The organism is Sabulicella flocculans (genome assembly GCF_045449635.1).
Taxonomy (GTDB): Bacteria; Pseudomonadota; Alphaproteobacteria; order Acetobacterales; family Acetobacteraceae; genus Roseococcus.
In genome coordinates this window covers 250,911-270,118 of sequence record NZ_JBJJBR010000001.1, presented here as the reverse complement: position 1 = coordinate 270,118, position 19,208 = coordinate 250,911, and the positions used below count along the sequence as shown (strand labels likewise).

Sequence of the window (19,208 nt, the reverse complement as noted above, 5' to 3'; positions counted from 1 at the left end):
TGGGGCCGCGTGAGGGATTAGCAAAGCGGCCGGGGCGCGGGAAGCACCGCGCCCCGGCGGGGTTCAGCCCGTGATGCCGGCCTGGGCCGCGACCTCGGCGGCGAAGTCGGACACCTCCTTCTGGATGCCCTCGCCCAGCTGGAAGCGGGCGAAGCCGGCCATCTTCAGCCCGGCCTTCTGCACCACGGCGCGCACGCGGCTCTCGCCGTCATGCACCCACACCTGCTCCAGCAGCACCACTTCCTCGTAGTACTTGCGGATGCGGCCCTCGATCATCTTCTCGATCACCGCGGGCGGCTTGCCCGAGGCGCGGGCCTGCTCCTCCAGCACCGCGCGCTCGCGCGCCAGGGCCGAGGGCTCCACCGCATTGACGTCCAGCGCCTCCGGCCGGGTGGCGGCGACGTGCATGCCGATCTGGCGGCCCAGCACCTCCATCACCTCGGCCTCGCCGGCGCCCTCCAGGGCGACCAGCACGCCGATCTTGCCCAGGCCGGGCTTCACGGCGTTGTGCATGTAGGTGGCCACCGTGCCCTCCGCCACGCGGAACACCTGCGCGCGGCGGATGGTCATGTTCTCGCCGATGGTGGCGATGAGCTTGGTCAGCTCCTCCTGCACGCTGTGCTGCGTGCCGGGATAGGTCGCGGCCTTCAGCTTCTCGATGTCGTCGCCGACCGAGAGGGCGAGGCCCGCCACCTCGCTCACGAAGCCCTGGAAGGTCTCGTTGCGGGCGACGAAGTCGGTCTCGGCGTTGACCTCGACCATCGCGGCCACGCCGGGGCCGGAGGCGGTGCCCACCAGCCCCTCGGCGGCCACGCGGCCGGACTTCTTCGCCGCGGCCGACAGGCCCTTCTTGCGCAGCCAGTCGATGGCGGCGTCCATGTCGCCGCCCGCCTCCACCAGCGCCTTCTTGCAGTCCATCATGCCCGCGCCCGTCGCCTCGCGCAGGTCGCGGACCATCGCCGCCGTGATCTCAGCCATGATGCGCGCTCCTCAGGCCGTCGCCTCGGGGGCCGCCTCGGGCAGCGCCTCGGGGACCACTTCCTCCATGGCGCCGGTGTCGCGGCCGGCGGCGGTCATCTCGGCGGAGATGCCGTCGAACACCGCCGCGGCCACCAGGTCGCAGTAGAGGTTGATGGCGCGGATGGCGTCGTCGTTGCCCGGGATGGGGAACTGCACGCCCTTGGGGTCGGCGTTGCTGTCCACCACGGCGATGACGGGGATGCCCAGCACGTTGGCCTCCTCGATCGCCAGCTTCTCCTTCACCACGTCGATCACGAAGATCAGGTCCGGCAGGCCGCCCATCTCGCGGATGCCGCCCAGGGCGCGGTCCAGCTTCTCCTTCTCGCGGGTCAGCATCAGGATCTCCTTCTTGGTGAGACCCTGGGTGTCGCCGGCCAGCTTGGCGTCCATCTCCTTCAGGCGCTTGATGGAGCCGGTGATGGTCTTCCAGTTCGTCAGCATGCCGCCCAGCCAGCGGTGGTTGACGTAGTACTGGCCGCAGCGCGTCGCCGCCTCGGCCACGTACTCGGCCGCCGCCTTCTTGGTGCCCACGAACAGCACGCGGCCGCCGCCGGCCACGGTGTCGCGCACCTGGCGCAGCGCGCGTTCCATCAGCGGCACGGTCTGCTGCAGGTCCAGGATGTGGACCTGGTTGCGCACGCCGAAGATGTAGGGCGCCATGCGCGGGTTCCAGCGCCGCGTGTGGTGGCCGAAATGCACGCCCGCCTCGAGCAGCTGGCGCAGGGAAACCTCGGGCATCGCCATGGCGATCCTCCTTCCTTAGTCCGGTTGGGCCTCCGCGGCGCCATGACCCGGGATGTCTCCCCGGGACCGGACCCTGCCAGAAGCGGAAGGGCGCGCCGCGTGCGGATTTGCCGCGCCGGGGCAGGCCCCAGGAACGGCAGGGGGCCTCATGGCGGAAATCCGCCCTCCGCGCAAGCCCGCAGCAGGGCGGCCAGCGCGGCCGCGCCTTCCTCCAGCGGGCCGTCATTCGCCAGGCGCCGCACCCGCAGCCCGGGCGGCAGCGGCGCCTCCCGCCGCAGCCGCGCCGCGATGGCGGCCGCGTCCTCCCGGCCCCGCGCCGCCAGCCGGGCGGCCAGGACCTCCGGCGGCGCCCAGGCCTCCACCACCAGCAGCGGCGCCAGCCGCGCCGCCTCCTCCAGCACGGTGCGCGAGAGGCTGAGCACGGTGACGGGGGCGCGGCGCACCTCCTCGCGGCGGATGCCGTAGCGCCAGCCATGGGCGCGCCATTGCAGCGCCATCCCCGCCGCGTCGAACGCCGCCTCGGGCAGGTGCTCGTGCGCCTCGCCGCCGGCATCGGCCGGGCGGGTGATGGAGCGCCGGGCGAAGTGGATGCGCGCGTCGCCCGCCAGCAGGGCGCGCGCGCCCGCCAGCAGCGAATCCTTGCCCGCCCCCGAGGGGCCCGCCATCGCCACCCACAGCATCCGCCGCGCCATGCCCGGCGGCGCGCCGCGCGTCCAGGGGCGCGGCGGCGGATGTCACGCAAGGGTCATCCGCCGGTTGACCGGCGCGCCGCCCGGGTGTGGTGTCGCGCCCATGTTCACCACCCGACCCGAGATCGCCGGCACCTTCGGCGTCGTCGCCTCCACCCACTGGGTCGCCTCCCAGGTCGGCATGGCCGTGCTGGAGCGCGGGGGCAACGCCTTCGACGCCGCCGCCGCCGCCGGCTTCACCCTGCAGGTGGTGGAGCCGCACCTGAACGGCCCGCTGGGCGACTGCCCCATCATCCTGCACTCCGCCGCGCTGGACCGGCAGCAGGTGATCTGCGGCCAGGGCCCGGCCCCGGCGGGGCTGAGCGTGACGCACGTCAAGGGCGCGCTGGGCCTGGACCTGGTGCCCGGCACCGGCTTCCTGCCCGCCCCGATTCCCGGCGCCTTCGACGCCTGGGCGCGCATGCTGCTGGAGCACGGCACCTGGCGGCTGCGCGACGTGCTGGACTACGCCATCGGCTACCTGCGCCACGGCGCGCCGATGGTCGGCCGCGTCACCGCCACGGTGGCCTCCATGCGCCGGCTGTTCGAGCAGGAATGGCCCACCTCCGCCGCCCTGTGGCTGCGCGACGGCGGGCCGCAGCCCGGCGGCCTCTACGCCAACCCGGTGATGGCCGGCACCTATGAGCGCCTGCTGCGCGAGGCCGAGGCCCCCGGCCGCACCCGCGAGGCCGAGATCGAGGCCGCGCGCGCCGCCTGGTACGGCGGCTTCGTGGCCGAGGCGGTGGAGCGCTTCGTGCGGACCCCGGCCATGGACACCTCCGGCCGGCGCCACGCCGGCGTGCTGACGGCGCACGACATGGCCGGCTGGCGCGCCGGGGTGGAGGAGCCGGCGCGCGGCCGCTTCCTGGGCCACGAGGTGCTGAAGTGCGGACCCTGGAGCCAGGGCCCCACCATGCTGCGCACCCTGGCGCTGGTGGAGGGCTTCGACCTGGCGCGCCTGGACCCGCTGGGCGCCGACTTCGTGCACGTCTTCGCCGAGGCGATGAAGCTGGCCTACGCCGACCGCGAGGCGCATGACGGCGACCCCCGCTTCACCGAGGACCTGGTGGCCGCCACGCTGGACCCCGCCTACGTGGCGCAGCGCCGGGCGCTCATCGGCGACGCCGCCTCCCTGGAGTTCCGCCCCGGCGCCCCGGGCGGCCGGGAGCCGCGCGGCGTGGACTACGCCGCCGCCGTGCAGCGCGCGCAGGAGATGGCGGCCGCCGCCGGCTCGGGCGAGCCCACGGTGTCGCGGCTGGGCGCCTCGGCCGGGGACACCTGCCACGTGGACGTGGTGGACCGCTGGGGCAACTTCGTGTCGGCCACGCCTTCGGCCGGCTGGCTGCAATCCTCGCCGGCCATCCCGGAGCTGGGCTGCTGCCTGGGCACGCGGGCGCAGATGTTCTGGCTGGACGAGGCGCTGCCCAACGGGCTGGTGCCGGGCAAGCGGCCGCGCACCACGCTCTCGCCCTCCATGGTGCTGCGCGACGGGCGGCCCTACATGGCCTTCGGCACCCCGGGCGGCGAGCAGCAGGACCAATGGCAGCCCATCATGCTGGCGCGCATGGCGGCGCACGGCTTCAACATCCAGGAAGCCATCGACCTGCCGGCCTTCCATTCGGAGCACTGGGTCAGCTCCTTCTGGCCGCGCGGGGCGCGCCCCGGCAAGCTGGTGCTGGAAGGCCGCTACGCGCCGGAGGTGGCGGAGGAGCTGCGCCGCCGCGGCCATGTGGTGGAGGTGGGCGGCGAGTGGAGCGAAGGCCGGCTGACCGGCGCGCGGCGCCTGCCGGACGGGCAGCTGCGCGCGGGGGCCAACCCGCGCGGGATGCAGGGCTACGCGGTCGGGCGCTGATCAGACACGCAGCGCATCGGCGGGCGCGCTGTCCGGGGCCGCGCGGGTGAACAGCCCCGCCAGCAGCGACAGCGTGCCGAAGGCGAACAGCGGCCAGGCGTCGCGCCCGGCGATGCCCAGCAGGAAGGGCGCGCCGACCAGGGCCAGCCCGGCCAGCACGTCCAGGCCCAGGTGGATGTTCATCGGCATCACCCGCCAGAGGCCCAGCTCGTACCGCGTCAGCGCGGCGTAGAGCAGCGCGCCGGCCCCGGCCACCCACAGCAGCCAGGCCGGCAGCCCGTGCAGCCCCATCAGGAAGGGCGTGGCCAGCATGCCCAGCCCGGCCGCGTAGTCGAGGATGCCGTGCAGCCGGGTGGGGAGGAATCGCATCCCCCACCAACGCCTCACCGCGCTTCGCGGTTCCGCACGTGGTGCTCGGTGAGGGTGGGCAGTTCGAGCCAGGATTCCCGCCGCACCGTCCAGAGCTCATAGGTCGGCGGGAACAGGTCCGGCTGGTCGAAGCCGCCGTGGTAGAGTTCGATGCCGCCCGCATCTTCGGCGAAGACGTGGGAGCCGCAGGTGGGGCAGAAGCAGCGGAGGTAGGCGGGCTGGGTGTGGAAGCGGTGGAACACGCCCGTCACCTGCACCTGCGCGCGGTCGAACACCGCGAAGCTCATGAAGGGCGCGCCATGGAGCTTGCGGCAGTCCAGGCAGTGGCACACGCCGACGCGCCGGGGCTCGCCCTCCACGCGGAAGCGCAGCGCGCCGCAGCAGCAGCCGCCCTCGCGCACCGCGGCGGGCGCGCTCACGCCGCCACCTTCTCGGCGCGGGCCAGCTTGGCCAGGTTGGTCACCAAGCCGCGCGCCGCCTTCACGCGCTGGTCGAACGGCATCTCGCGCAGCAGGGCCACCTTGCCGTCGGGGCGCAGGGTGATCAGGCCCTTCTGCCGCGCCGCCCACTCCACCAGCCCGACGGGGTTGGCGAAGTTGCCCTTGCGGAAGGTGACCACGATTCCCTTCGGCCCGGCCTCCACCTTCTCCACGTTGGCCTCCTTGCAGCGCAGCTTGATGGCGACCGTGGCCAGCAGGTTCTCCACCTCGCCGGGCAGCGCGCCGAAGCGGTCCACCAGCTCGGCGCCCATCGCGTCCACCTCGCCCTCCGTCTCCAGCGCGCCGATGCGGCGATACAGGCCCAGGCGCACCGGCAGCTCGCTGACGTAGTTCTCGGGGATCAGCACGGCGAGGCCGAGGTTGATCTGCGGCATCCAGCCGGTGTCGGAATCGGACTTCCGGCGCTGGCCGGCGCGCAGGTCGGCCACCGCCTCCTCCAGCATCTCCTGGTACAGCTCGATGCCGACCTCGCGGATCTGGCCGGACTGCTCCTCGCCCAGCAGGTTGCCGGCGCCGCGGATGTCGAGGTCGTGGCTGGCCAGGGTGAAGCCAGCGCCCAGGTTGTCCAGCGTCTGCATCACCTCCAGCCGCTTCTGCGCGGTGGGCGCCAGGCGGTGGTGCGCCGGCCAGGTGAGGTAGGCGTAGCCGCGCTGCTTGCCGCGCCCCACGCGCCCGCGCAGCTGGTAGAGCTGGCCCAGCCCGAACATGTCGGCGCGCCAGATCAGCATGGTGTTCACCGCCGGCATGTCCAGGCCGGATTCGACGATGTTGGTGGCCAGCAGGATGTCGTGCTTGCCGTCGCCGAACTCGGTCATCACCCGCTCCAGCTCGGTCGCCGGCATCTGGCCATGCGCCTGGACCATGCGGGCCTCGGGCGCGATCTCCTTCATGCGCTCGGCCATCTTGGCCATGTCCTCGATGCGCGGCACCACGCAGAACACCTGCCCGCCGCGGAAGCGCTCGCGCTGGATGGCCTCGCGCAGCACCAGCGGGTCCCAGGGCATGATGAAGGTGCGCACCGCCAGGCGGTCCACCGGCGGGGTGGCGATCACGCTCATCTCCCGCACGCCGCTGAGCGCCAGCTGCAGCGTGCGCGGGATGGGGGTGGCGGTCAGCGTCAGCACGTGTACGCCGGCCTCCAGCTCCTTCAGGCGCTCCTTGTGCTTGACGCCGAAGTGCTGCTCCTCGTCCACGATGACCAGGCCCAGGTCGCTGAAGGCGATGCCCTTGCCCAGCAGGGCGTGGGTGCCGACGATGATGTCCACCTCGCCGCGCTCCAGCGCCGCCTTCACCTCCTTCTGCTCCTTCGCGGTGACCATGCGCGAGAGCTGGGCGATGCGCACCGGCAGGCCGGCGAAGCGGGCGGTGAAGATGCGGTGGTGCTGGCGGGCCAGCAGGGTGGTGGGCACCACCACCGCCACCTGCGCGCCCGACATCGCCACCACGAAGGCGGCGCGCAGCGCCACCTCCGTCTTGCCGAAGCCCACGTCGCCGCAGATCAGCCGGTCCATCGGGCGGCCGGCGGCCAGGTCCTCCAGCACGTCGGCGATGGCGCGGGCCTGGTCCTCCGTCTCGGCGTAGGGGAAGCGGGCGCAGAACTCCTCCCACGCGCCCTCGGGCGGGGCGATGACGGCGGATTCGCGGGTGCGGCGCTCGGCGGCGATCTTGATGAGCTGCGCGGCCATGTCGGCGATGCGCTGCTTGGCCTTGGCCTTGCGCGCCTGCCAGGAGGCGCCGCCCAGCTTGTCCAGGCCCACCCCCGCCGTCTCGCTGCCGAAGCGCGACAGGATCTCGATGTTCTCGACGGGCACGTAGAGGCGGGCGTCGCCGTCATAGGTCAGCTTCAGGCAGTCATGCGGGGCGCCGCCGGCCTGCACCGTCTCCAGCCCCTCGTAGCGGCCGATGCCGTGCTCGGCGTGCACCAGCAGGTCGCCGACCTCGATCTGGGTGGCGTCGGCGATGAACTGTTCGGCGCGCTTGCGCTTGCGGGCGGGGCGCGCGATGCGCTCGCCCAGCAGGTCCTGCTCGGCGGTGACGGACAGGCCGTCGCCGGTGAAGCCGCGCTCCAGCCCCAGCACCGCCACCCCGACCAGGCCGGGGGCCAGGGCCTTGGCCTTGTAGCCGTCCTCCACCGCCTCGGCGGCCACGCGGTTCTCCCGCAGCAGGGTCAGCAGGCGCTCGCGCGAGCCGCGGGTCCAGGCGGCCAGCAGCGGGCGGCGGCCGCGGCCCATCTCGCTCTCGGCATGGGCGGCGTAGGCGTGGAAGACGTTCTCGCCGGCCTGGCGCGCCTCGGCGAAGGTGCGGCCGGCCCGGCCGCCGCCGTCCAGCCCCGGCGCGCCCTCGGGCCGGTGGAAGGGGTTGAAGCGCAGCAGCGGCCCGCCGGACAGCATGGCGTCCCACCCCGCGCGGTCCAGGTAGAGGCGCGCGGGCGGCACCGGCCGGTAGGGCACCTCGCCCTCCGTGATGCGCGCGGGCACCCGCCGGGCGTCGTAGTGGTCGGCGATCATCTCCAGCCGCGCCGCCAGCGCGTCCTCCGCCTGGTGGTCCAGCGAGACGGAGGCGCCGGGCAGGTAGTCCAGCAGCGTCTCCATGCGCTCGTGGAACATCGCGGCCCAGTGCTCCATGCCCGGGTGGCGGCGGCCGGCGGAGACGGAGACGTAGAGCGGGTCCTCCGAGGCGGCGGCGGTGAACAGGTCACGGTAGGCGGTGCGGAAGCGCTCGATGGAGGCGGCGTCGAGGAACACCTCGCCCACCGGGCGCAGCACCAGCCGGTCCAGGTGCTCGCGCGAGCGCTGCGTCTCGGTGTCCAGGCGGCGGATGCTTTCCACCTCGTCGCCGAAGAAGTCCAGCCGGACCGGGTCGGCGCTGCCGCTGGGGAACAGGTCCAGGATGCCGCCGCGCAGGGCGTACTCGCCGGGCTCCATCACCGTGCCGGTGCGGCCGTAGCCGTTGGATTCCAGGAAGGCGACCACCTGGGCCGGGTCCGCGCGGCCGCCCTTGCGCAGCGACAGCGCGGCGCCGGCGAAGGCGCTGCGTGGCGGCACGCGCTGCACCAGGGCGTTCACCGTGGTCAGCACGATGCGCGGGCGGGTCGGCGGCTCGGTCAGCTCGGCCAGGGTGGCCACGCGCTCGGCCACCAGCTCGGGGTTGGGCGAGACGCGGTCATAGGGCAGCACGTCCCAGGCGGGGAAGCGCAGCAGCTCCGCCTCGGGCATGAAGAAGCCCAGCGCCTCGGCCAGCCGCGCCATGCGCGCGTCGTCGCGGCAGGCATGCAGGATGGGCGCCTGGGTCTCGGCGCGGCGGGCGCGCAGCAGCAGGGCGTCGAAGCCCTCGGGCGCGCCGTAGACGTCCAGCGCTGCGCTCACCCCGCGGTCCCGGCGCCGGGGCGCTCCATCTCGGCGGCCATGCGGCGCAGCAGCGGGCCGCCCGCCTCCTCCGGGATGGGGCGGCGGCCGCTCAGCCAATCGGCCAGGTCCACGTCCGGCATTTCCAGGATCGCCTCCAGCTCGTCCAGCTCCAACGCCGTCAGGGCGGGCAGGTGGCGGCGCACGAAGCCGCCCACCATCAGGTCGCATTCCTTGGTGCCGCGGTGCATGGCGCGGAACAGCAGGCGGCGGTGGCGGGGGGAGAGGTCGTCGGCGGTGCTCACGGATGCCATATAGGACGGGTGCCTCCCCCCGTCAGCCTGGATGACCTGATGGCCCCCCTCGCCGCGCTGCCGGGCGTGGGGCCCAAGCGCGCCGCCCTGCTGGCAAAGGCGGCGGGCGGCGAGCGGGTGCTGGACCTGCTGTTCCACCTGCCCGAGCGCATCGCCGAGCGGCTGCGCGTGGCCCACCCCGCCCAGGCGCCGGCGGAGGCCGAGGCCATCCTGCGCGTCACCGCCACCGCCATCCGCCCGGCGAAGTCGCGCCTGACCAACCGCCGCTACGTCGAGGTGCGCACCGCCGAGGGCGTGACCATCCGCATCCTCAACGGCTGGCTGGCGACGGTGGAGCGGCAGTTCCCTCGCGGCGAGGCGCGCTGGGTGTCCGGCAAGGTGAAGCCCGAGGGCGAGGGCTGGTCCATGGCCAACCCCGAGGTGGCGCGCGAGGCGGAGGACCTGCCGGCGCTGGAGCCCATCCACCGGCTGACGGAATCGCTCCAGCGCCCGGTGATGGCCGCCGCGGTGCGCGCCGCCCTGGCCCAGCTGCCCGACGGCTGGCCGGAATGGGCCGACCCGCACCTGCTGGCGCGCGAGAACTGGCCCCCCTTCCCCGCCGCGCTGCGCGCCCTGCACGCCCCCGCGGCCCCGCCCGGCGCCGGGCCGCGCGAGCGGCTGGCCTATGACGAGGCCCTGGCCGGGCAGGTGGCGCTGGGCCTGCTGCGCCGCCGCCACCGCACCAGCGCCGGGCGGGCGCTGCGCGGCGACGGCGCGCTGCGGGCCCGCGCCCTGGCCGCCTTCGGCCACGAGCCGACGCCCGACCAGCACCAGGCCCTGGCCGAGATTTCCGCCGACCTCGCCGCCCCGCACCGCATGCTGCGGCTGCTGCAAGGCGACGTGGGCAGCGGCAAGACGCTGGTGGCGGTGCTGGCGATGCTGCAGGCGGTGGAGGCCGGCGCCCAGGCCGCGCTGATGGCGCCGACCGAAATCCTGGCCCGCCAGCACGCCCGCACCCTGGCCAGGCTGTGCGGCGCCGCGGGGGTGGAGGTGGCGCTGCTGGCCGGCAGCGTGAAGGGCGCCGAGCGGCGGCGGGTGCTGGCCGGGCTGGCGGACGGCTCCATCGCCGTCGCCGTCGGCACCCACGCCCTGTTCCAGGAGGGGGTGGAGTTCCGCGACCTGGGCCTGGCGGTGGTGGACGAGCAGCACCGCTTCGGCGTCAACCAGCGCCTGCTGCTGGGCGCCAAGGGCGAGGGCGCGGACATGCTGGTGATGACCGCCACCCCCATCCCGCGCACCCTGCAGCTGACGCAGTGGGGCGAGATGCAGGTCAGCCGCATCGCCGGCAAGCCGGCCGGGCGGCAGCCCATCGCCACGCGCATCGCCACCCAGGCGCGGCTGCCCGAGGTGGTGGCCCGGCTGGGGGAGGCGCTGGCGCGCGGCGAGCGCGCCTACTGGGTGGTGCGCGCCATCACCGGCGGCGAGCACGACGACAGCGTGGCCGCCGAGGACCGCTTCCGCCAGCTGAGCGAGCGCTTCCCCGGGCAGGTCGGGCTGGCGCATGGCGAGCTGGACATGGAGGTGCGCGAAGGGGCGCTGCGCGACTTCGCCGAGGGCCGCACGCGACTGCTGGTGGCCACCACCGTCATCGAGGTCGGCGTGGACGTGCCGGAGGCCACCATCATGCTGATCGAGCAGGCCGAGCGCTTCGGCCTGTCGGCCCTGCACCAGCTGCGCGGCCGAGTCGGCCGCGGCGCCAGGCCGTCCTCCTGCCTGCTGGTGCATTCCGAGCATCTTTCGGAGAAGGAGAAGGAACGCCTGCTGATCCTGCGCGACACGGAGGACGGCTTCGTGATCGCCGAGGCGGACCTGCGGCTGCGCGGCGCCGGCGAGGCGCTGGGCACCCGCCAGGCCGGCCAAGCCACGCTGCGCTTGGCGCTGCCGGAGGAGGACGCCGCCCGCCAGCGCGACCTGATCGAGATCGCCAACACCGACGCCGAGGCGCTGCTGCACCAGGACCCCGCCCTGCGCGGCCCGCGCGGCGAGGCGGTGCGCCTGCTGCTGCGGCTGTTCGGCAAGGACGAGGCGGCGGCCTATTTGAAGGCCGGCTGAGCCCTGGTATCCCGCGCCGCATGACGGACGTGCTGATCGAGGCCGAGGGGCTGGTGCGCCGCTTCGGCGGCATCACGGCGGTGAACGGCGTCTCCTTCGCCGTGCGGCGGGGCGAGGTGGTGGGCTTCCTGGGCCCCAACGGCGCCGGCAAGACCACCACCATGCGCCTGCTGGCCGGCTTCCTGGCGCCGTCCGCCGGCACCGCGCGCATCGCCGGCCACGATGTCCAGGCCGATGGCGTGCGCGCCCGCGCCGCGCTGGGCTACCTGCCCGAAGGCGCGCCGGCCTATGGCGAGATGAGCGTGGAGGGCTTCCTGCGCTTCTGCGCCCGGGTGCGCGGGCGCGGCGACGTGGCCGCCGCCATGGCGATGGCCCAGCTGGACGGCGTGGCGCGCCGGCCCATCGAGACGCTGAGCAAGGGCTTCCGCCGCCGCGTCGGCCTGGCCGCCGCCCTGCTGCACGACCCCGACGCCCTCATCCTCGACGAGCCGACGGACGGGCTGGACCCCAACCAGAAGCACGAGGTGCGCGCGCTGATCCGCGCCATGGCGCCGCGCAAGGCCATCCTGGTGTCCACCCACATCCTGGAGGAGGTGGGGGCGGTGTGCACCCGCGCCATCATCATCGCCGGTGGGCAGCTGCGCGCCGACGCCACCCCGGCGGAGCTGACCGCGGGGGGGCACGGGCTGGAGGCGGTGTTCCGCGCCCTGACGCTGGGAGAGGCGGCATGATGGCCGTGGCGCGGCGCGAGTTCGCCGCCTGGTTCGCCACCCCGGTGGCCGTGGTGTTCCTGGTCATCTTCCTGCTGCTGTCGGGCAGCCTGACCTTCACCCTGGGCGGCTTCTTCGCCCGCAACCAGGCGGACCTGCTGCCCTTCTTCGGCTTCGTGCCCTGGCTGTTCCTGCTGCTGGTGCCGGCGCTGACCATGCGCCTGTGGGCGGAGGAGCGCCGCGCCGGCACGCTGGAGGCGCTGCTGACCCTGCCCATCGCCACCTGGCAGGCGGTGGCCGGCAAGTGGCTGGCCGCCTGGGCCTTCTGCGGCGTGGCGCTGACGCTGACCTTCCCGCTGGTCGTGACGGTGAACCTGCTGGGCGAGCCGGACAACGGCGCCATCCTGGCCGGCTACGTGGGGGCCTGGCTGGTGGCCGGGGCCTACCTGGCGCTGGGCTCGGCGGCCTCCGCCCTCACCTCCTCGCAGGTCATCGCCTTCGTGCTGGGGGTGGCGGGGTGCTTCGTGTTCGCCGCCGCAGGCTCGCCGGTGGTGACGGACTTCCTGGCCGGCTCGGCGCCCGCCCTGGCGGAGGCGGCGCGCGGCTTCTCCGTCGCCGACCGCTTCGGCGGCTTCGTGCGCGGCGTCATCGCCCTGCCCGACCTGGTGTTCTTCGCCGCCTTCACCGGCTTCTGGCTGTTCGCCAACGTGGTGGTGCTGGACGCGCGGAGGGCGGCGTGACCCGCTGGCTCGCCCTGGCGCTGGCCGCCGTGCTGGCGGTGGGCGTGACGCTGCTGGCCGGGCGCGCGGCGCCCCGGGCGCGGCTCGACCTCACGGAAGGGCGGCTCTACACCCTCACTCCCGGCACGCGGCAGGTGCTGGCGGGGCTGAAGGAGCCGGTGACGCTGCGCCTCTCCTACTCGCGCCGCATCACGGCGGAGGCGCCGCAGGTCGGCGCCCATGCCGCGCGCGTGCGCGCCCTGCTGCGCGAATACGCCGCCGCCAGCCCGCTGATCCGCCTGCAAGTCGAGGACCCCGAGCCGTTCAGCGACGCCGAGGACCGCGTCACCGCCGCCGGGCTGACGCCGGTGCCGCTGAACGAGGGCGGCGAGCAGGTGTTCTTCGGCCTCGCCGGCCGCAACGCGCGCGACGAGGAGCGGGCCATCCCCTTCTTCGACCCCTCGCGCGAGCGCTTCCTGGAAGCCGACCTGACGCGGCTGGTGTTCGAGCTGTCCGACCCGCCGCGGCCGGTGCTGGGCGTGATGACGCCGCTGCCGCTGAACGGCGACCCGCGCGCCCTGCTGCTGCGCCAGCCCGCCCTGGCACGTCCGCAGGTGGTGATGCAGCAGCTGCGCGAATCCTTCGAGGTGCGGGAGGTGCCCCTGGCCACCGCCGCCATCCCGCCGGAGGTGACGCTGCTGCTGGTGGCGCACCCGCAGGGCCTGCCGGACGCCACGCAATACGCGCTGGACCAGTTCGTGCTGCGCGGCGGCCGCCTCATCCTCCTGCTGGACCCGCACAGCGAGATGCAGGCCACCCGCCCCGGCCCGGATGGCCGCCCGCCGCGCGACACCGCCTCCGCCCTGCCCCGGCTGCTCGACGCCTGGGGGGTGGAGGCGCCGGAAGGCCAGGTGGTGCTGGACCTGCGCGGCGCCTGGCGGGTGCGCGCCCGCCCCGGCGACCGCGTGCAGGCGGTGGACTACCTGCCCTGGTTCTCCCTCCAGGGCGACAGCCTGAACCGGCAGGAGGTGGCGACCGCGGCGCTGGAGCCGGTGGCGGTGGCCTCCGCCGGGGTTCTGCGGCGGCGCGAGGGGCTGGCCGGCGAGTGGGTGCCGCTGCTCACCACCTCGGCCCAGTCCATGCTGGTGCCGGCGGAGCGCGTGGGGCTGGAAGCCGACCCGGTGCGGCTGCTGGCCGGCTTCCGCGCCGGCGAGCAGCGCCACGTCGTCGCCGCCCGGCTGCGCGCGCCGCTGGCCACCGCCTTCCCCGACGGCCCGCCCAGCCCCGCCGAGGGGCTGCCGCCGCACCTCGCGCGTTCGCAGGGGCCGGCGACACTCGTGCTCATCCACGACACCGACCTGCTGGACGACCGCTTCTGGGTGCAGCAGCGCGAGGGCGCCGCCACCGCCACGCCCTTCGGCGGCAACGGCGCCTTCATCCTCAACCTCGCGGACGCGCTGGCGGGCTCGGACGCCATGATCTCCCTGCGCTCCCGCGGGGAGGCGCTGCGGCCCTTCGCCCTGGTGGAATCCATCCGGCGCCGGGCGGACGCGCAGTTCCGCGCCTCGGAGCAGGCGCTGACGGAGCGCCTGCAGGCCACGGAGGCCCGGCTGCGCGAGCTGCGCCAGGGCAGCGGTGCGCGCAACGCCGACCAGGTGGTGCTGACGCCCGAGCAGCGCGCCGAGGTGGAGCGCGCCCGCGCGCAGATCGCCGCCACCCGGCAGGAGCTGCGCGCCGTGCAGCTGGAGCTGCGCCGGGACATCGAGGCGCTGGAGCGCACCCTGCGCTGGGTGAACATCGCCCTGGTGCCGGCCCTGCTGGCCCTGGCCGCGCTGGGCGTGGCGCTGTGGCGGCGCCGGCAGCGGGCGGCGTGAGGCGCCGCGGCCTCCTGCTGCTCGGCGGCGCGGCGGCCGCCACGCTGGGGGCGGCGCTGTGGCTGGCCCCGCGGGAGGCGCCGCCGCCGCCCGCCGGCCGCCCGGCCTTTCCCGGCCTCCTCGACCGGCTGGGAACGGCGGCGCGGGTGGAGGTGACGCGCCCCGGCCACCAGGTGACGCTGCGCCGCGACGGCGCCACCTGGCGCATCGCCGAGCGCGCCGGCTGGCCCGCCCGCCCCGCCCGCCTGCGCGAGACCTTCACCGCCCTGGCCGAGCTGCGCCTGCTGGAGCCCCGCGCCCCCGACCCGCGCAACGGCACCGGCGAGGAGGGCACGCGGCTGCGGGTGCTGGACGCGCAGGGTGCCGCCCTGGCGGACCTGACCCTGGGCGTGCGCCGCGGCGCCACCCAGCACCTGCGCCTGGCCGGCGAGGCCGGCGCCTGGCTAGCCGAGGGCGGCGTCGCCGCCGAGCCCGACCCCAACCTGTGGCTGCTGCGTGAGCTGGCGGACCTGCCCGCCGCGCGGCTGCGCCGGGTGGAGGTGCGCCGCGCCGGCGAGCCCGCCCTGGCCATCCAGCGCCCCGGCGTGGTGGACGCGCCGCTGGTCATCATCGCGCCGCGCGACCCGCCCCGCCCCGACGGCGTGGCCCTGGAGGAGCTGGGCCGCGCCTTCGAGGCGCTGACCCTGGCCGAGGTGCGCCGCGCCGATGCCATTCCCGGCGAGGCGCTGGGCGAATCGCGCTTCCTGTTCACCGACGGCCTCGCCATCCGCGCCTGGGCGCGGCGCGCCGGGGACGAGCTGTGGCTGGAGCTGCGCGCCGAGGGCGACGCCGAGGCCGCGGCGCTGAACGCGCTGTGGGCGGGCTGGGGCTTCGCCTTCCCCGCCTGGCGCGAGCGCCAGTTCATCCCGCGCCTGGAGGACCTGCTTGAGCCGTGAGTATCCCGACCGGCCCTGGGTCGGCATCGGCGCCGTCGCCTTCCGCGGCGGGGCCGTGCTGCTGGTGCGCCGCGCCCGCCCGCCGCGCCAGGGCCTGTGGTCGCTGCCCGGCGGCGCCCAGCACCTGGGCGAGACGGCCGAGGCCGCGGCCCGGCGCGAGCTGCTGGAGGAGACGGGGGTGGAGCTGGGCCCGCTGGTGCTGGCCGACGTGGTGGACGCGGTGACGCAGGACGAGGCGGGCCGCGTGCGCTTCCACTACACCATCGTGGACTACGCCGGCGAATGGCGGGCGGGCGAGGCGCGCGCCGCGGATGACGCGCAGGAGGTCAGCTGGGCGCCGCTGGACGCGCTGGATGCCTACGCGCTGACCAGCGAGACGCGCCGCGTCATCGCGCTGGCGCGGGAAAGGCTGGACGCGCGGCGCCGCGGCGCGCCAGCCTGAGGGCAGGAGGACCCCTGCCGATGTTGCGACGAAGCCTGCTGCTCTCCGCCCTCGCGGCGCCCGCCCTGGCGCAGGGGCGCGCCGTGCGCCTCGTGGTGCCCTTCCCGCCCGGCGGCGCGGTGGACCTGCTGGGCCGCCTGCTGGCCGAGCGCCTGGGCCCGGCGCTGTCCGCCAACGTGGTGGTGGAGAACCGCGGCGGCGCCGGCGGGCTGATCGGCGCCGACGCCGTGGCCAAGGGCGAGAAGGACGGCTCCGTCATCGGCCTCATCGGCGTCACAACGCTGTGCGCCTTCCCGTTCATGACCAGCCGCATGCCCTTCGACCCGCGCCGCGACCTCGCGCCCGTGTCGCAGGTGACGGACGGCGCGCTGCTGTGCGTGGTGAACGCCGAGACGGCGCGGCGGCGCGGCTGGACCGACTTCCGCGCCCTGCTGCGCTGGAGCCGCGACAACCCCGACCAGCTGCGCATGGGTTCCTCCGGCGCCGGCACCTCCAGCCACATCAACATCGAGGCGGTGAACCGCTTCAGCGGCGCGCGCATCCTCCACGTGCCCTACCGCGGCGGCGGGCCGGCCATCAACGACCTAGTGGCGGGCAACATCGACATGATGTTCGACGTGATGCCCGCGCTGATGCCGCATGTGGAGGCCGGGCGCTTCCTGGCGATGGCGGTGTCCTCCAACGCGCGGCTGCCCTTCCTGCCCGCCGTGCCCGCCATGGCGGATTTCGCGGATGCCGGGCTGGGGCGGCATGGCGTCAACACCTGGAACGCCATCATGGCGCCGGGCGGCACCCCGCCGGAGGTGCTGGCGCGGCTGCACGCCGCCATCCGCCAGGCCGGCGCCCAGCCCGAGCTGGTGGAGCGCCTGACCCCGCTGGGCTACGCCACCGTGACCAGCGAGAGCCCGGCGGCGCTGGCCGCGCTCATCGACTCCGACACGCCGCGCTGGCGGGAGCTGGTGGAGATCAGCGGCGCCCGGCTGGACGGCTGAGGCGGCCGCTCAGGCCCACAGGCGCTCCCTTTGCAGGGAGCCGTAGAGGCCGCCCACCCACTCGCCATAGCCGTTGAACAGGCGGGTGGGCACGCGCTCGCCGCTGCCCAGCAGGCGCTCGGTGGCCTGGCTCCAGCGCGGGTGCGGCACCTCCGGGTTCACGTTGGCCCAGAAGCCGTACTCGCTGGCCTGGATGGTGGGCCAGAAGGTGCGCGGGCGCTGCTCCGTCAGGGTGATGCGCACCACCGACTTGCCGGACTTGAAGCCGTACTTCCACGGGAACACCACGCGGAACGGGCCGCCGTTCTGCGCCGGCAGCGGCTTGCCGTACATGCCCACCGGCAGGAAGGCGAGCTCGTTCGCCGCCTCGGCGATGGTGCAGGCCTCCATGTGCGGCCAGGGATACCAGCTCTGCCGCAGGCCGGGCATCACGCTGGGCAGGCTCGCGGTCTCGAAGGCGACGTAGCGGGCGCTGGCGGCGGGCTCCACCCGCTTCAGCAGCTCGGCCAGGGCGAAGCCGTTCCAGGGCACCGTCATCGCCCAGCCTTCCACGCAGCGGAACCGGTAGATGCGCTCCTCCAGCGGCATCAGGCGGATGAGGTCGTCGAGGTCGAACTCGCGCGGGTTGGCCACCAGCCCGTCCACCCGCAGGCGCCAGGGGCGCTGGGGCATGCGCTGCGCCTCGCGCCACACGGTCTTGGTGGTGCCGAACTCGTAGAAGTTGTTGTAGGTGGTCGCCTCGCGCTCCGGCGTCACCTCGCGGCCCGCCGGCCAGGCGTCGTTGCGGCCGTGCTGGGGCAGCGGCGGCGCGCCGGGGGCCTGGGCCAGCGCCGGGCGGGCGGCCAGGCCGGGGGCCAGCAGGGCGCCGGCGCCCAGCAGGGCGCGGCGGTTCATCGCCCAGTCCTGCGGCGTCACCTGGGATTCGGGGGCGTTCCAGCCGGGGCGGCGCAGGATCATGGGGGCGGTCTCCGTTCCTCGTGCCCGTATGTGGGGGCGGGCGGGCCTGGGGGAATGGGCGCAATCAGCCATACCCCGTCCAGCCGCCGCAAGCGCCCCGGCAGGCCGGCCCGCGCCGCCTCCAGCGCCGCCGCGTTCCGCAGCACGTGGAGCACGCCCGGCTCCGGCTCGCCGGCGCGCAGGCGGGCCAGCACGGCCTCGCCCAGCGCGGCCGCCGCGGCGGGGTCGGTGCGGGCGAGGTAGGTGGCGTCGGTCGGGCGGCCGGCGGTGGCGGCCAGCACCGCCACCTCCTCCCACAAGGGGCCCTGGTTCATCGCCGGCACCAGGCGGATGGCGCTGGCCTGGGCCGCCAGCCGCCGCCATTCCGGGTCGCCCAGGCGCAGGGGCAGCCGCGCCTCGGTGGGCGGGAAGAAGTGGGCGATGCGCGCATAGGCCGGGCGGAGGTCCCAGGCCTGCAAGCCCAGCAGCGCCAGCAGCGCCCAGCCGGCGCGGCGCGGCCCCAGCCGGGCCGCCAGCCCGCCCGCCCCGGCCAGCATCAGCGCGTAGGCCATCGGCCACCAGTAGCGCTCGGAGGCGCGCAGCGCCCCGGCCATCTCCAGCAGCGCCGGCGGCAGGGGCACCTCCAGCAGCAGCCGCCCGCCCAGCATCACCCGGTGCGAGACGGCGAAGGCCAGCATGGCCCCCAGCACAGCCGCCAGCGGCCAGGCCCCGCGCCGCCAGGGCCGCAGCAGCGCGCAGCCGGCCAGCACCAGCCCACCCAGGCCGAGATAGGAGGAATTGGCTTCCGGGTGCTCGGCGCTGCGGATGTCGGGCAGCAGGGAGCCCCAGGGGCCGCGGTCGAGTGGGGCCAGCAGGTCCATCTGCATCTGGCCGTAGCCGGCGGTGCCGTGGCCTTCCGCCAGCACGAAGAAGCCGGCCAGCCACAAGGCGGCCAGCGCGGCGCCGGGCACCAGCGGCGCTTCCAGCCAGGCGCGGCGGCGCCAGGCATCGGCCAGCCACAGCGCCAGCACCATGGGCAGGATGTAGGAGTGGATGAGGGCCGTCGCCGCGGCCAGCGCCGCCCAGCCCCAGGGGCGGCCGCGCGTCGGCGGCGCCCACCACAGCCACAGCCCCGCCAGCACCAGCCACTGCCCGCCCAGCGCGAAATGCCCGCCCAGCCGGTTGATGAGCAGGGGCGAGAGCGCCATCAGCCCGCCCGCCGCCACCTGCGCCAGCGCCCCGCCGCCCAGCCGGCGCACCGCCAGCGCGGCGAACAGCGCCTGCAACGCCCCGCAGGCCACCAGCCACAGGCCCCAGTACTGGTCCACCGGCGCCAGCGGCCACAGCGCCTTGAACAGGAAGGCCAGCAGCGGGATGGCATCGGCGTAGAAGACCGAGGAGGACAGCTCCATCCCGTAGCGCGGGTTCAGCCCGGGCGGCCAGCGCCAGGCGTCGTCGCGGAAGAAGGCCCAGCCCAGCCAGTACTGCACCGGGTCCGGCCCCACCTGCCCGGACAGCATCCAGCCGGTGCGCCAGGGCGGCACCACCCCCGGGCCCCAGATGAGCAGGATGATGGCCGCCCCCAGCAGCGCGGCCCCCAGGGGGGGCCACCATGTCTCGCGTCCCGGCGGCATCGCC

Annotated in this window: 17 protein-coding genes; 8 read left to right on the top strand and 9 right to left on the bottom strand. The window is 75.2% G+C overall.

Annotated features, from left to right (window positions below):
* Positions 1–63: 63 nt before the first annotated feature.
* From tsf to ACI6QG_RS01370, 3 genes are all read right to left on the bottom strand, one after another.
* Entirely contained in the window at positions 64–978 is a 915-nt protein-coding gene (gene tsf / locus ACI6QG_RS01380) for a translation elongation factor Ts (protein ID WP_407022763.1), read from the bottom strand.
* A gap of 12 nt (positions 979–990) precedes the next feature.
* Positions 991–1,764: a 30S ribosomal protein S2 gene (gene rpsB, locus ACI6QG_RS01375; protein WP_407022762.1), complete on the bottom strand. Its 774-nt coding sequence runs from the start codon at positions 1,762–1,764 to the stop codon at positions 991–993.
* A 146-nt stretch (positions 1,765–1,910) separates the two neighbouring features.
* A complete protein-coding gene (locus ACI6QG_RS01370) occupies positions 1,911–2,444 on the bottom strand; it encodes a phosphonate metabolism protein/1,5-bisphosphokinase (PRPP-forming) PhnN (protein WP_407022761.1) in 534 nt (177 codons plus the stop codon).
* Between the two features lie 112 nt (positions 2,445–2,556).
* Here ACI6QG_RS01370 and ACI6QG_RS01365 point away from each other — a divergent pair, with 112 nt between their 5' ends.
* Complete coding sequence (locus ACI6QG_RS01365) at positions 2,557–4,344, top strand: gamma-glutamyltransferase family protein (protein WP_407022760.1); 1,788 nt, start codon at positions 2,557–2,559, stop codon at positions 4,342–4,344.
* On the opposite strand, the gene ACI6QG_RS01360 is transcribed toward ACI6QG_RS01365, so the two are convergent.
* Genes ACI6QG_RS01360 through ACI6QG_RS01345 form a run of 4 tightly spaced genes read right to left on the bottom strand, consistent with a single transcriptional unit; the run spans position 4,345 to position 8,871 of the window.
* A complete protein-coding gene (locus tag ACI6QG_RS01360) occupies positions 4,345–4,713 on the bottom strand; it encodes an SPW repeat domain-containing protein (RefSeq protein ID WP_407022759.1) in 369 nt (122 codons plus the stop codon). It abuts the gene before it with no gap.
* Positions 4,714–4,727: 14 nt separating this feature from the next.
* Positions 4,728–5,132: a GFA family protein gene (locus ACI6QG_RS01355; protein ID WP_407022758.1), complete on the bottom strand. Its 405-nt coding sequence runs from the start codon at positions 5,130–5,132 to the stop codon at positions 4,728–4,730.
* A complete protein-coding gene (gene mfd, locus ACI6QG_RS01350) occupies positions 5,129–8,578 on the bottom strand; it encodes a transcription-repair coupling factor (RefSeq protein WP_407022757.1) in 3,450 nt (1,149 codons plus the stop codon). The genes ACI6QG_RS01355 and mfd overlap by 4 nt, the downstream gene beginning before the upstream one ends.
* A complete protein-coding gene (locus ACI6QG_RS01345; protein ID WP_407022756.1) occupies positions 8,575–8,871 on the bottom strand; it encodes a succinate dehydrogenase assembly factor 2 in 297 nt (98 codons plus the stop codon). The genes mfd and ACI6QG_RS01345 overlap by 4 nt, the downstream gene beginning before the upstream one ends.
* A 39-nt stretch (positions 8,872–8,910) precedes the next feature.
* Here ACI6QG_RS01345 and recG point away from each other — a divergent pair, with 39 nt between their 5' ends.
* From recG to ACI6QG_RS01310, 7 genes are read left to right on the top strand one after another with little or no spacing between them, the layout of a single operon-like run.
* Positions 8,911–10,962, top strand: a complete 2,052-nt coding sequence (recG, locus tag ACI6QG_RS01340) for an ATP-dependent DNA helicase RecG (protein WP_407022755.1) — start codon at positions 8,911–8,913, stop codon at positions 10,960–10,962.
* A gap of 20 nt (positions 10,963–10,982) precedes the next feature.
* Entirely contained in the window at positions 10,983–11,693 is a 711-nt protein-coding gene (locus ACI6QG_RS01335) for an ABC transporter ATP-binding protein (protein ID WP_407022754.1), read from the top strand.
* Complete coding sequence (locus ACI6QG_RS01330) at positions 11,690–12,412, top strand: ABC transporter permease subunit (RefSeq protein WP_407022753.1); 723 nt, start codon at positions 11,690–11,692, stop codon at positions 12,410–12,412. The genes ACI6QG_RS01335 and ACI6QG_RS01330 overlap by 4 nt, the downstream gene beginning before the upstream one ends.
* A complete protein-coding gene (locus ACI6QG_RS01325) occupies positions 12,409–14,265 on the top strand; it encodes a Gldg family protein (RefSeq protein WP_407022752.1) in 1,857 nt (618 codons plus the stop codon). The genes ACI6QG_RS01330 and ACI6QG_RS01325 overlap by 4 nt, the downstream gene beginning before the upstream one ends.
* Positions 14,262–15,200, top strand: coding sequence for a DUF4340 domain-containing protein (locus tag ACI6QG_RS01320; protein ID WP_407022751.1), 939 nt, complete (start codon positions 14,262–14,264; stop codon positions 15,198–15,200). The genes ACI6QG_RS01325 and ACI6QG_RS01320 overlap by 4 nt, the downstream gene beginning before the upstream one ends.
* A complete protein-coding gene (locus ACI6QG_RS01315) occupies positions 15,190–15,642 on the top strand; it encodes an NUDIX hydrolase (RefSeq protein ID WP_407022750.1) in 453 nt (150 codons plus the stop codon). The genes ACI6QG_RS01320 and ACI6QG_RS01315 overlap by 11 nt, the downstream gene beginning before the upstream one ends.
* 20 nt (positions 15,643–15,662) lie before the next feature.
* The gene (locus tag ACI6QG_RS01310) at positions 15,663–16,634 is read left to right on the top strand and encodes a Bug family tripartite tricarboxylate transporter substrate binding protein (RefSeq protein WP_407022749.1); all 972 of its coding nucleotides are present in this window, start codon (positions 15,663–15,665) and stop codon (positions 16,632–16,634) included.
* Positions 16,635–16,643: 9 nt separating this feature from the next.
* Here ACI6QG_RS01310 and msrP read toward each other — a convergent pair whose 3' ends face one another.
* Complete coding sequence (gene msrP / locus ACI6QG_RS01305) at positions 16,644–17,591, bottom strand: protein-methionine-sulfoxide reductase catalytic subunit MsrP (RefSeq protein WP_407022748.1); 948 nt, start codon at positions 17,589–17,591, stop codon at positions 16,644–16,646.
* Complete coding sequence (locus ACI6QG_RS01300) at positions 17,588–19,204, bottom strand: DUF6311 domain-containing protein (RefSeq protein ID WP_407022747.1); 1,617 nt, start codon at positions 19,202–19,204, stop codon at positions 17,588–17,590. Before ACI6QG_RS01300 ends, msrP begins: the two co-directional genes overlap by 4 nt.
* Between the last annotated feature and the right edge of the window lie 4 nt (positions 19,205–19,208).